This window comes from Vogesella mureinivorans (assembly GCF_007644035.1).
Lineage (GTDB): Bacteria > Pseudomonadota > Gammaproteobacteria > Burkholderiales > Chromobacteriaceae > Vogesella > Vogesella mureinivorans.
Genome location: NZ_VMTV02000178.1, coordinates 1 through 13,107 on the forward strand (window position 1 = coordinate 1; position 13,107 = coordinate 13,107).

The window sequence follows — 13,107 nt, forward strand, 5'->3', positions numbered from 1 at the left end:
TCTACATCTCTGCAGAATTCCGTACATGTCAAGAGCAGGTAAGGTTCTTCGCGTTGCATCGAATTAATCCACATCATCCACCGCTTGTGCGGGCCCCCGTCAATTCCTTTGAGTTTTAACCTTGCGGCCGTACTCCCCAGGCGGTCAATTTCACGCGTTAGCTACGCTACCAAGGATTCTAACCCCCAACAGCTAATTGACATCGTTTAGGGCGTGGACTACCAGGGTATCTAATCCTGTTTGCTCCCCACGCTTTCGTGCATGAGCGTCAGTGTCATCCCAGGGGGCTGCCTTCGCCATCGGTGTTCCTCCGCATCTCTACGCATTTCACTGCTACACGCGGAATTCCACCCCCCTCTGACGCACTCTAGTCTGACAGTTCCAAACGCAGTTCCCAAGTTGAGCTCGGGGATTTCACATCTGGCTTATCAAACCGCCTGCGCACGCTTTACGCCCAGTAATTCCGATTAACGCTTGCACCCTACGTATTACCGCGGCTGCTGGCACGTAGTTAGCCGGTGCTTATTCTTCAGGTACTGTCATCCCCCAGCGGTATTAGCGCTGGGGATTTCCTCCCCGACAAAAGTCCTTTACAACCCGAAGGCCTTCTTCAGACACGCGGCATGGCTGGATCAGGCTTTCGCCCATTGTCCAAAATTCCCCACTGCTGCCTCCCGTAGGAGTCTGGGCCGTGTCTCAGTCCCAGTGTGGCGGATCATCCTCTCAGACCCGCTACTGATCGTCGCCTAGGTGAGCTCTTACCTCACCTACTAGCTAATCAGACGTCGGCCGCTCGAATAGCGTGAGGCCCGAAGGTCCCCCACTTTCTACCTCAGTACGTATGCGGTATTAGCACAACTTTCGCTGCGTTATCCCCCACTACTCGGCACGTTCCGACGCATTACTCACCCGTTCGCCACTCGTCAGCGGAGCAAGCTCCCTGTTACCGTTCGACTTGCATGTGTAAAGCATGCCGCCAGCGTTCAATCTGAGCCAGGATCAAACTCTTCAGTTCAATCTCAAGCAATTTTTTTGGCACGCAAGTTCAAAGAAACATCGTTTCTCTAAATCTTTGCAGTGCAAGTATTTGGCTTAGCCAGACACTTACACCTATCGGTTATTTGGTCTGTTAAAGAGCGGTGCTGACTGGCTTGTTTCGTTTGCGTCGTCAGCTGAGGAGGCGAACTATACCCAGACGGGCGAAGGGCGTCAATACTTGCACAGCAATAAACTGCAAGTATTTGCTTAAGGTGTTGATTTGAAACGGCAGCAAAAAGCAAAAAAGTTGGCCGCAGGCGGCCAACTTTTGATTTAGTGCATTTACGATACGGTCAGGACTTCTTCAGCTTGGCAAACGCCGCTGCCATAGCCCCACCGCCCAGGTCGGCGGGCGCTTGCTGCGGGCGGCCGCCCTGGCGGCGCGGCTCGCTGCGCGGCGCACCGCTGCTGCGCGAGGTGGCACCAACTTCGTCATCCAGGCGCATGGTGAGGGCAATGCGCTTGCGCGGGACATCGACCTCTAGCACTTTTACTTTCACCACATCACCCGCTTTCACTATCTTGCGCGGGTCGTCGATGAATTTATTGGACAGTGCCGAGATGTGTACCAGGCCATCCTGATGCACGCCGATATCGACAAACGCACCGAAGTTGGCCACGTTGGTGACTACGCCTTCCAGAATCATGCCGGGCTGCAGGTCTTTGATGTCTTCGACACCGTCCTGGAAGGTGGCGGTCTTGAACTCGGGGCGCGGGTCGCGGCCGGGCTTGTCCAGCTCTTTCAGGATGTCCATGACGGTGGGCAGGCCGAAACGCTCATCGGTGTAGTCTGCTGCACGCAGCCCTTTGATAAAGGCCGAGTCACCGATGATCTGCTTTACCGGGCGGCCGGTTTTGGCCACGATCTTTTCTACTACAGGATAGGCTTCCGGGTGGACCGACGACGCGTCAAGTGGGTTATCACCATTGCCGATGCGCAGGAAGCCTGCTGCTTGTTCGAAGGTTTTGTCACCGAGGCGGCTGACTTTGAGCAGCTCGCGGCGTGATTTGAAGGCGCCGTTGGCATCGCGATGCGCCACAATGTTGGCCGCTAGCGTGCTGTTGAGGCCGGAAATACGGGTGAGCAGCGGCACGGAGGCCATGTTGACATCCACACCCACGGCGTTGACGCAGTCTTCTACTACCGCATCCAGGCTGCGCGCCAACTGGCTTTGGTTGACGTCGTGCTGGTACTGGCCCACACCGATGGATTTGGGGTCGATCTTGACCAGCTCGGCCAGCGGGTCTTGCAGGCGGCGGGCAATGGACACCGCACCACGCAGACTGACATCCAGGTCGGGAAACTCTTTAGCTGCCAGCTCGGAGGCGGAATACACCGACGCGCCGGCTTCGCTGACCACGATCTTGGTCATTCCTAGCTGCGGGAAGGCCTTGATGACGTCTTGCGCCAGCTTGTCGGTTTCGCGGCTGGCGGTGCCGTTACCAATGGCGATCAGGTCTACCTGATGGCGATGCGCCAACGCGCCCAGTATGGCAATGGAGCGCTCCCAGTCGCGGCGCGGCTCGTGCGGGTAGATGGTGGTGGTTTCCAGCAGCTTGCCGGTATTGTCTACCACCGCCACTTTTACGCCGGTACGCAAGCCCGGGTCCAGCCCCAATGTGGCACGCGGGCCGGCGGGTGCGGCCAACAGCAGGTCTTTGAGGTTGGCCGCAAATACCTTGATGGAGTCAGCGTCGGCGGCGTCTTTCAGGCGCGACACCAGCTCCAGCTCCAGCGACAGGAAAATCTTGGCGCGCCAGCACAGGCGCACACCGTCCAGCAGCCACTTGTCGGCGGCGCGGCCGGCATCCTTGACACCAAAGCGGGCGGCGATCAGCTCTTCGTAGGCCGAACGCTGGGTGATGGGCGTTTCATCCGGCTGGTATTTCAGCGCCACGCTGAGCACGCCCTCGTTGCGGCCGCGCAGCAGTGCCAGCGCGCGGTGCGACGGGGTGGTCTTGATGGCTTCGCGATGGTTGAAGTAATCGGCAAACTTGGCGCCCTCTTGCTCTTTACCCGGCACCACGCTGCCGGCCAGCTCGCCTTCGTTCCATAGTTTTTCGCGCAGCTGCCCCAGCAGCTCAGCGTCTTCGGCAAAACGCTCGATCAGGATGGCACGCGCACCATCCAGCGCGGCCTTGGCATCCTCTACCCCTTTGGCACTGTCGATATAGATAGCAGCGGCTTGCTCTGGCAGCTGCGAGGGGTCGGCCAACAGGCTATCGGCCAGCGGCTCCAGGCCGGCTTCGCGGGCAATCTGGGCCTTGGTGCGGCGCTTGGGCTTATACGGCAGGTACAGGTCTTCCAGCTGGGTCTTGTTGTCGCTACCGTACAGCGCGGCCTCGAGCTGCGGGGTGAGTTTGCCCTGCTCGGCGATGCTCTTGAGGATGGTATCGCGACGATCGTCCAGCTCGCGCAGATACACCAGGCGCTCGGCCAGCAGGCGCAGCTGGGTGTCGTCCAGCCCGCCGGTGACTTCTTTACGGTAACGGGCAATAAACGGGACGGTGGCGCCTTCGTCAATCAGGTTAACGGTAGCGGTGACCTGGGCCTCGCGCACAGCGAGCTCTGCCGCAAGGCGGCTGGCGATACTTTTCAACATGCTTTTTTTGTTCTTGCTGGGAAAACGGAAGCCGCTACTGTAACGGCATGCACCGGAAAATCAAGGCCGAAACGGCCGCCAGCGCGCATGGCAATAAAAAACGGCAGCCACCAGGGCTGCCGCGATGGCCAGGCAAAAGCGCCTACAGTGCTTGCGGGCCGAGTAGCCAGGCTTGCGCTTCTTCAATGGTTTCAAAGTATTGCGCCCGCGCATGGGTAAGCAAGCCGGACAGGTGGGTGGCCAGGTTGACCCATACGTCGTCTGCCACAATGGCAAAGCGGCCGAAGTCGTTTTCATGCGCGCGCATGAAACGTACCTCTTCCAGCGCCATATCCAGCGTGAAGTCTTTCATGCCGGACAGATCCAGCAGCACATCCGGCTTGCCTTGCTCGGCAGCGCGCTTGAGCAGTGCCTGCTCGAGCAGTTTGAAATCCGCCAGGGTGAACTCGTTAAACAGCGCCACGTCCAGGCCATAGTCCTGCTCGCGAATGGAAATCATGCTGTGCTCCTTACGCTACGACACCTTGCCCCCTTGCGCCCTGCCCTGTGCTGGCGCGGCCCGGTGTCTGTTGGTTTAGTCAGTTTTCATTCTAGCGCCGACTGGCCAGAATGCCGCTGAGAATAATCAAACTCATGGCAGCCAGCTCTTGCCAGCCTAGCCAATGCTGCCATAGCACGGCGCCGAACAGCGCGGAAAACGCCACCGTCAGATAAGACAAGTTGGCCACCAGCAGCTTACGGCCAACCTTATAGGCGCGGGTCATGGCCAGCTGCGCCACCATGGCGCTTACCCCCAGGCCCAGCACCCAGGGCAGGTTGGCCGCCGTCAACGGGTGCCAGGTTTGAAATTGCATCAGCAGCAGGCCACCCAGGGTAGAAATGAGGGCAAAGTAAAACACGGTGCGCCACTCGGCTTCGCCCGCTTGCCCCAGCTCCCGCACATGCAGGTAAGACCAGCCGGCCAGCAGGCCGGATAGCAAACCCAGCACACCAGACAACCAGCCCAGCTCATGCCAGGTTGGCCGCAACAGCAGCACCACACCGGCAAAGCCCAGCGCCATGGCCGCCACAGCAATACGCGGCAAGCGCTCGCCCAGCAACAGCACCGATAGCAAGGCCAGGAACATGGGTGAGGTGTAGTTCAGCGTGACCGCCGTGGCCAGCGGCAAATGGCTAATGGCGTAGAAGTAGCACAGCAGCGATACATAGCCGAGCATGCCACGCTTGAAATGCTGGCCCAGCAGCGGCGTGGCAAAGTGCTGCCGGCGCAACAGCGCCACCCCACCCAGCACCAGTACCGCAAACGCTGTACGCCAGAACACCAGCTCCACGGTACCCAGCGTGGCCGAGGCCAGCTTGACAAACACGCCCATCGCACCAAAGCTGGCCGCCGCCAGCACCATCCACCACGCACCACCCACTACGAACCCTTCGCGGCCAACATGCCGCAGCCAATAATCATCAACATGCCCAGCACGGCCCCCACAGATAGCAGCTGGCCGCCAAACACCACGCCCAATAGCGCAGAAAACACCACGGTGAGATACGCCAGGCTGGACACCACAAACTTGCGCCCTTCCTTATAGGCCCGCGTCATGGCCAGCTGGCCCAGCAAGCCCAGCAGCCCCACACCCAGCAGCGCCACCAGATCTGGCAGCGTAAGCGGGGTAAAGCCGCCTTGCAGCATGACCCATACCAGGCCACACACCGTGGACAAACAATACAGCCAGAATACGGTGACGGCTGGGCGCTCGCCCAGCTCGCCCAGCTCGCGCACATGAAACAACGCCAGCCCGGCCCCCGCGCCCGACAGCAGCCCCACCAGGCCAGGCAACCACTGTCCGGCGTGAAAGGTTGGCCGCAAGATCAGCACGATGCCGACAAAGCCCAGCAGCAGCGCCAGCTTCACCAGCCGGGACAGGCGCTCGCCGCGCAGCAGCACGCAGCACACGGCAAAAGACAGCGACGAGGTGTAGTTCAAGGTCACCGCTGTCGCCAGCGGCAGGTGGGTCAGCGCATAAAACAGCATGACCATGGACAGATAGCCGGCAATACTGCGGCGACAGTGCGCCGGCCAATGCACGGTCGCCACACGCTCGCGCCCCAGCAACACCGGCACCAGCAGCACCGCCAGGCCAATAGCCGTACGATAGAACAAGATCTCAATAGCGCCGAGATGCTGGCTGGTCATGGCGGCCAGCAAACTCATGCAGGCGAGGCTGGCTGCTGCGATCACCATCCAGGCCGAACCCAAACGTGCAAACCAGCTAGCCATGGTGCTAACCCCGCGCCGCAACGGGGCGCACAGTCATCCCCAGGCAGATATCTGCAAATGCGCGGCGGTAGCGGTGATACTCGGACGCATTGGCCACGCACTCGGCAAACACGCCCTGCCGGCCATCCTGCTGCACCACTTTTAAATGCTGGCGGACAATCCACAAGCCGCTTTGCACATACTCGCCTTCGCGGTATTCCAGCACCAGCCGCCCGGCCTTGCGGTCCAGCTGGGCGCGGATCGCCGCCTCGCGCGCGCCCTGCGCTTTCTTGTGCCGTGCGGCCAACCTTTCCAGCGCACTGCTACCGCGCAGGCGCTCGCGCCAGACGGTGACCGCCACACCACTGCGCTCGCGGTCTTCCATGGCGGGTGGCACCACGCGCAAACCACCGCCAGGCGCGGGCCGCACCTTCCAGCCATCGGGCACGGACAGCGTCACCCCCAGGCCAGCGTGGCGGTAAGGCGCAGCGTGTACTACCAGGGGAAATGAAAGCAGGATGGCCAACAAGGGCCAGCAACGGCAGGCAGGCATAGGCAGTGGATGGGCAAGCAAAAAGGCGCGGATATCCGCGCCTTGGTATTGTGCCGCATAAGACGGTGTATTAGCCAGCCAGATGTTCACCCATCAGACGACGGTAAAATTCATGGAAGTGCTGCATGCCGTCTTCGGTGGGCGATTGATACGGGCCGACTTCGCTTTCGCCACGCAGCCACAGCGCCTTGCGGCCCTCGTGCATGCGCTGGCAAATCTCGTCGTCCTCTACCGCCGTCTCGAAGTAAGCCGCTTGCTCGGCCTCGATAAAATCGGGCTCAAACCAGATGATGTCTTCCGGGTAGTAAAACTCGGTAATCACCGTGCACTTTTCCGGGCCACGCGGTATCACCACGCTCACCACCAGTACATGCGGGTACCACTCCACCATGATGTTGGGGTAGTAGGTAAGCCAGATGGCACCGAATTCCGGCTGCTGGTCGGCGTAACGCTTCAGCACCTCTTCGTGCCACTTGCCGTATACCTTGCTACCGGAGCGGGCCAGGCGGTTTTTTACGCCCACCGTCTGTACGTGGTACTGGTCACCCCATTCCCATTTCAGGTCGGCGCAATTCACGAAATTGCCCAGGCCCGGGTGGAACGGGTCAACGTGGTAATCCTCCGAGTACACCTCGATAAAGGTTTTCCAGTTGAAGTCGTATTCGGTGGTAAACGACTGGTGGTAGGCAAAGCCTTCAAACGTCATGTGCTTGGCCACACCCAGTTTTTCCAGGTCGCGCTGCACATTGCGCTTGGCGTCAAATAGCAGGCCGTTCCAGCCGGTAAGCTCGGTCTGGTTCAGGTTCAGGCAAGGTGTTTCGGGGAAATGCGGCGCCCCCAGCAGCTTGCCTTCGGCGTCGTAAGTCCAGCCGTGCAGGTTGCACACCATGTGGTTGCCATTGCCACGGCCTTTGTAAATCAGGGCCTGGCGGTGGCGGCACACATTGGAAATGAGCTTGATGTCACCATCGACATTTTTCAGCATTTTGCCGTGGCCCTGCCAGCCTAGCGTGTGATAGTCGCCCGCATTGGGCACCATCAGCGCGTGGCCATAGTATTGCGGGGCATCGGCAAACAGGGTTTTTTGCTCCAGCTCGTAATAAGCCGGGTCAAAGTAAGTAAAGACAGGCAACTGCGCAGCAGATGCTTTGAGCAACTGGGACGAAGCCAGATCAGACATTATTCCCACACCTCCGTGGAAGAAGATATAAGACCAGCCGAATCTCGCTCTTAACGAGTTTACGGAGAGCTATTAAAAAAACATTGGTAGAACAGGGGCTTTTAAAGCAACACCCAAATGTTCAGGGGCGGGATTGTGGGCCAAATCCCCCCATGGGGCAAGTATTTTTTGCCGGGGATTTTGTGCCAAGTCAAGGGATTGCACCATCGAAATTACCCAAAATGGCGTCTTTGAAAATTTCGCGCAAAAACCCTTTTGCTTTCATGATGTTGTCAGACAAGGCTGAAATACTACCCTGCCGCAGCCGATAAGGAACTTCCCTATGGTGCAATGCATCACAAACAAGGATAATGCGCCCCCTGCACGACTGCGGCAGTGCTACGCAAACCGTGCAAACACTCTATAAAAAGAACACGCAACACCAGCACAGACTCATCCATGATGTCTTACTGCTAACGGATAGAACATGACCACCCACACTCTCGTCATCAATTGCGGCAGCTCGTCGCTGAAATTCGCCCTGATCAACGCCCACACCCAGGAAACCACCCTGAGTGGCCTGGCAGAAAAACTGGGCATGGCCGGCGCCTGCATCACCTTCAAACAGGCTGGCCAGAAGGTAGAGCTGACACTGGCACAGGGCGACCACGCCGGCGCCATGAAAGCCATCCTGTCCTACCTGGACGAGCGCGCACTGACGGGCAGCATTACTGCTATTGGCCACCGTGTGGTACACGGCGGCGAAAACTTCCACGCCTCCACCCTGATTGACGACAGCGTGCTGGCCGCCATTGAGGACTGCGCCCGCCTGGCCCCGCTGCACAACCCGGCCAACCTGCTGGGCATCCGCACCGCACAGGCCTGCTTCCCCGGCCTGCCGCAGGTCGCCGTGTTCGATACCGCCTTCCACCAAACCATGCCGCAGCACGCCTATCTGTACGCCGTACCGATGGCGCTGTACCGCGAGCACGGCGTGCGCCGCTACGGCTTCCACGGCACCAGCCACCGCTTTGTCGCTGGCGAAGCCGCCGCCATGCTGGGCCTGCCGCTGCACAACAGCGCCATCGTTAGCGCCCACCTGGGTAACGGCGCCTCGGTCGCCGCCATCCTGAACGGCCAGTCGGTGGATACCAGCATGGGCCTGACGCCGCTGGAAGGTCTGGTGATGGGCACGCGCTCCGGCGATATCGACCCGGGCCTGTTTGGCTACCTGGCTAGCGCGCTGAACACCGACGTGGACGGCATTACCTCCCTGCTGAACAAGCAATCCGGCCTGCTGGGCCTGTCCGAGCTGTCCAGCGACTGCCGCGAGCTGGAAGAAGCCGCGGCCAACGGCCACGCGGGTGCGATTATTGCTATGGAAGTGTTCTGCTACCGCCTGGCCAAGCAGATCGCCGCCATGGTGGTAGCACTGGGCCGTATCGACGTGCTGCTGTTTACCGGCGGCATCGGCGAAAACTCGCCCTTCGTGCGCGCCAATGTGCTGGGCAAGCTGGCTTTCCTGGGCTTCCAGCTGGATGCTGCGGCCAACGATGCCGCCTTCCGTGGCAAGAGCGGCCGCATCAGCCACGCCGACAGCACCGCTGCCGTGGTCGTCAATACCAATGAAGAGCTGATGATTGCGCTGGATACCGCTGCACTGACACAGGGCAAATAAGGACACGCCATGCACACTTTTCTGATTGCACCGACCGGCTTTGACGCTGGCCTTACCTCGGTGTCGCTGGGCTTGGTGCGCGCACTGGAGCAAGACGGCCTGAAAGTAGGCTTCGTCAAGCCCATCGCCCAAGGCCTGGACCCGAACGAGCCGGAGCGCTCCACGCACTTTGCCCGCGAGCTGTGCCACCTGAACGCCCCCGAGCCGCTGCCGATGGAGCGCGCCGAGCACTTGCTGAGCCAAGGCCAACTGGACCAGCTGATGGAAGAAGTCGTCAGCCTGTACCAGCAAGCCGCGCAAGATGTAGACGTGGTGATCGTGGAAGGCCTGGTACAAGACCAGCAACACGTGTTTACCACCTACATCAACAGCAAGCTGGCCAGCACCCTGCAATGCGACATCATTCTGGTGGGTGCGGCCAACACCCAGCCCAGCCACGAGCTGGCAGAAAAGCTGGAAATCGCCATTCAGGCCTTTGGCAGCCGCAGCCACGCCATTGCCGGCTACATCCTGAACCGGGTAGATAGCGAGCAGAGCATCAAGCAGCTGGCCGCCGAGATTGCCGAATCCAGCCAGCTGATCCAGAAGCGCCGCATTCCTTGCCTGGGCGGCATCCCGCTGGAGCCGGAGCTGATGGCACCGCGCACGCTGGACGTAGCCAACTACCTGAAAGCCAAGCTGCTACACGCTGGCCAGCTTACCCGCCGCCGCGTCCGCAGCATGTCGGTGATGGCCCGCAGCGTGCCGCATATCGTGCACCTGCTGAAACCCGGCGCGCTGATCATCACCCCCGGCGACCGCGAAGACATCATTCTGGCCACCGCCATGGCCACGCTGAACGGCGTGCCACTGGCCGGCCTGCTGCTTACCTGCGATGCCGAGCCGGACGAGCGCATCCAGCAGCTGTGCCACAAAGCCTTTACCAGCGGCCTGCCGGTGCTGTCCATCGACACCAACACGCTGGACACCACCACGCTGATCGCCGCCATGAGCCGCCAGGTACCCGCCGACGACCTGGAGCGCATGGAACGCGTCGTCGCGTTTGTGGCCGAGCGCCTGAGCACGGCCCAGCTGCAGCAGCGCATTGGCCAGACGCGTGAAAAACGCCTGTCGCCGCCAGCGTTCCGCTTCCAGCTGATGGAAAAAGCCCGCCACGCGGCCAAACGTATTGTGCTGCCGGAAGGCAATGAGCCGCGCACGGTCAAAGCCGCCGCCATCTGCCACGAAAAAGGCATTGCCCACTGCGTGCTGATCGGCGAGCGCGCCGAGATCCTGCAAGTGGCCGAGGCACAGGGCATCAGCCTGCCGGAAGGCGTAGAAATCGTGGAGCCAGCCGAAGTACGCAGCCGCTACGTGGCCCCCATGGTGGAGCTGCGCAAGAGCAAAGGCCTGAGCGCCCCAATGGCCGAGCGCCAGCTGGAAGACAATGTGGTGTTGGGCACCATGATGCTGGCCCTGAACGAAGTGGATGGCCTGGTATCCGGCGCCGTACACACCACGGCCAACACCATCCGCCCTGCCCTGCAGCTGATCAAGACCGCCCCGGATGCCAAGCTGGTTTCCAGCGTGTTCTTCATGCTGATGCCGGATCAGGTACTGGTGTACGGCGACTGCGCCGTGAACCCGGACCCCAGCGCCGAAGAGCTGGCCGACATTGCCATCCAGTCGGCCGACTCGGCTGCGGCGTTTGGCATCCCGCCGCGCGTGGCCATGATCTCGTACTCTACCGGCAGCTCTGGCAGTGGCGACGACGTAGAAAAAGTGCGCGAAGCCACCCGCATTGCCCGCGAAAAACGCCCGGGCCTGCTGATCGACGGCCCGATGCAGTACGACGCCGCCAGCGTGGAGTCGGTAGGCCGCCAGAAAGCACCGGACAGCCCGGTAGCCGGCCGCGCCAACGTGTTCGTCTTCCCCGACCTGAACACCGGCAACACCACCTACAAGGCCGTACAGCGTTCGGCCAACGTGGTATCGGTTGGCCCGATGCTGCAAGGCCTGCGCAAGCCGGTAAACGATTTATCGCGTGGCGCTTTGGTTGACGACATTGTCTACACCATCGCCCTGACCGCCATACAAGCCGAACAGCTGCACCAGCACTAGCGCTAAACCTTTGACATTCAACCCGCACCGGCACTGCCGCTGCGGGTTTTTTCATTGCCTTTTGCATAAACGCTGTCGATAGATTCTGCAAACCAAGCTCGTGCTTGTTCAATTAAAACAACTGTTTTAGCATCAAACGGAAACCCTTAAAAAAACAACTATACTTTTTAAAGCTGGCGCAGCTCAGCACGACACAACGAGGATGGAAAATGTCGCTACACACCTTTACCGAGTGGTTCATTTCCGATCAACTCAGGCAAGTTCCCGATAACCTGATCCGCGCCCGCACCGTCGTTAGCGTCGGTTTGCTGGCAGGTACGATTGCACCGCTGTTTGCCATTTCCTATTACAAGCTGCACCACGATGCCATGGCGCACGGCATTGTGCTGGGCGGGGTGCTGATGCTGCTGGGCCCCTTTCTGCTCAAGCTCAGCGGTGCCCTGCGCACCGTGGCCCAATACACCATACTGACCATGTTTTCCATGGTGGCATGGATGGTGTATGTCAACGGCGGCATCATGTCCACTAGTGTGATGTGGTTTGCCTGCATTCCGTTTGCCGCCATTTTTGTCGGTGGCCGCACCGCAGGCGTGGTGTGGACGCTGGTTACCTTTCTGATGATCGGCCTGATGTACGGCCTGTCCACCGCAGGCGACATCCCCCCCACGCCCATCCCGCAGGAAGAGCTACCCAAGCTGCAAGCCAAATCCCTGATCGGCTTGTCGCTGGTGGTGCTGACCCTGGCACTGGCCTACGATCGCGCCAAGACGCGCACATTCGAAAAGCTGGAGGCCGCACGGGAAGAGGCCGAGCACGCCACTGCCGCCATGAAACAAATGATGGCCCAGGTCACCAGCTCTCTACAGGCTGCCGGCAGCGAAAGCCGTGACATCGCCAGCAGTACGCAAATGATTGCCCGCACCATGAGCGAGCAGCGCAAGCGCGCTGAGGACATGGTAGGCGCCGCCCAGAACATGGCCGCCGTGACCGCGCAGAACGCCAGCCAGTCTCAAACCGCTACCAGCATGGCGGTGCACGCCGGTGAAGCCGCCAATGGTGGCGGCCAGGCCATGGACAAAGCCGTCAGCCAGCTGAACCAGGCGGGCGAGGTGATTGCCCGTGCCGCCGAGCGCATGGAAGACCTGGGGCAGCGCAGCGCCGAAGTCAGCGGCATTGTGCAGCTGATCCGTGACATTGCCGACCAGACCAACCTGCTGGCGCTGAACGCCGCCATCGAGGCCGCCCGCGCCGGCGAGATGGGCCGCGGCTTTGCCGTGGTGGCGGACGAGGTACGCAAGCTGGCCGAGCGCACCCAGCACGCCACGCTGGATATCGAGTCCAAAATCCGCCTGATTGTGGATGGCACCAACCAGGCCATCGACGCCATTCGTGACGGCAACGCGCAGATGCGCAGCGGGCGCGAAAACACGGTCGATGCCCAGCAACGCCTGGCCGGCATTATCCAGGACACCCATCGCCTGATTCAGCTGCTGCGCGATGTATCGCAAGCCGAGGAGTCGCAAAACCAGGGCTTTAGCCGCTTTACCGGCAATATCACCGCCGTGGGCGAGGCCACGCGCAGCCTGTCCGGCGAGGCGGAAACCATTGCCCAGGCTACCGAGCGCCTGGATAGCCTGATGGCGGAGCTGGGCGAAAGCGTGAAGCTGTTCAAGGCCTCCACCTAGCGGCACCCGCCAAGCAAAAAGCCACGGTGGCAACACC

Annotated in this window: 9 protein-coding genes and 1 rRNA gene; 3 read left to right on the top strand and 7 right to left on the bottom strand. The window is 60.6% G+C overall.

What is annotated here, in order from left to right; all coding sequences use genetic code 11:
- From FLQ44_RS06380 to FLQ44_RS06410, 7 genes are all read right to left on the bottom strand, one after another.
- A 16S ribosomal RNA gene (locus FLQ44_RS06380) occupies positions 1-1,015 on the bottom strand; the annotation flags it as partial.
- Positions 1,016-1,331: 316 nt separating this feature from the next.
- Positions 1,332-3,641 (bottom strand): Tex family protein, encoded by a 2,310-nt coding sequence (locus FLQ44_RS06385; protein ID WP_147693594.1) that lies wholly within the window; start codon positions 3,639-3,641, stop codon positions 1,332-1,334.
- A gap of 142 nt (positions 3,642-3,783) precedes the next feature.
- On the bottom strand, positions 3,784-4,140 hold the full coding sequence (locus FLQ44_RS06390) for a SpoIIAA family protein (RefSeq protein WP_147693595.1): 357 nt from the start codon (positions 4,138-4,140) through the stop codon (positions 3,784-3,786).
- 91 nt (positions 4,141-4,231) lie between these two features.
- Positions 4,232-5,062: a DMT family transporter gene (locus FLQ44_RS06395; protein WP_240801198.1), complete on the bottom strand. Its 831-nt coding sequence runs from the start codon at positions 5,060-5,062 to the stop codon at positions 4,232-4,234.
- Positions 5,062-5,916, bottom strand: coding sequence for a DMT family transporter (locus FLQ44_RS06400; RefSeq protein ID WP_147693596.1), 855 nt, complete (start codon positions 5,914-5,916; stop codon positions 5,062-5,064). Before FLQ44_RS06400 ends, FLQ44_RS06395 begins: the two co-directional genes overlap by 1 nt.
- 4 nt (positions 5,917-5,920) lie before the next feature.
- Complete coding sequence (locus FLQ44_RS06405; protein ID WP_147693597.1) at positions 5,921-6,448, bottom strand: hypothetical protein; 528 nt, start codon at positions 6,446-6,448, stop codon at positions 5,921-5,923.
- Between the two features lie 70 nt (positions 6,449-6,518).
- Entirely contained in the window at positions 6,519-7,628 is a 1,110-nt protein-coding gene (locus FLQ44_RS06410; RefSeq protein ID WP_147693598.1) for an aromatic ring-hydroxylating oxygenase subunit alpha, read from the bottom strand.
- A 466-nt stretch (positions 7,629-8,094) separates the two neighbouring features.
- Here FLQ44_RS06410 and FLQ44_RS06415 point away from each other — a divergent pair, with 466 nt between their 5' ends.
- The 3 genes from FLQ44_RS06415 (at position 8,095) to FLQ44_RS06425 (ending at position 13,070) form a co-directional block, all read left to right on the top strand.
- On the top strand, positions 8,095-9,285 hold the full coding sequence (locus FLQ44_RS06415; protein ID WP_147693599.1) for an acetate kinase: 1,191 nt from the start codon (positions 8,095-8,097) through the stop codon (positions 9,283-9,285).
- Between the two features lie 9 nt (positions 9,286-9,294).
- On the top strand, positions 9,295-11,385 hold the full coding sequence (gene pta / locus FLQ44_RS06420) for a phosphate acetyltransferase (RefSeq protein ID WP_147693600.1): 2,091 nt from the start codon (positions 9,295-9,297) through the stop codon (positions 11,383-11,385).
- Between the two features lie 209 nt (positions 11,386-11,594).
- The gene (locus tag FLQ44_RS06425; RefSeq protein ID WP_147693601.1) at positions 11,595-13,070 is read left to right on the top strand and encodes a methyl-accepting chemotaxis protein; all 1,476 of its coding nucleotides are present in this window, start codon (positions 11,595-11,597) and stop codon (positions 13,068-13,070) included.
- Positions 13,071-13,107 lie beyond the last annotated feature (37 nt).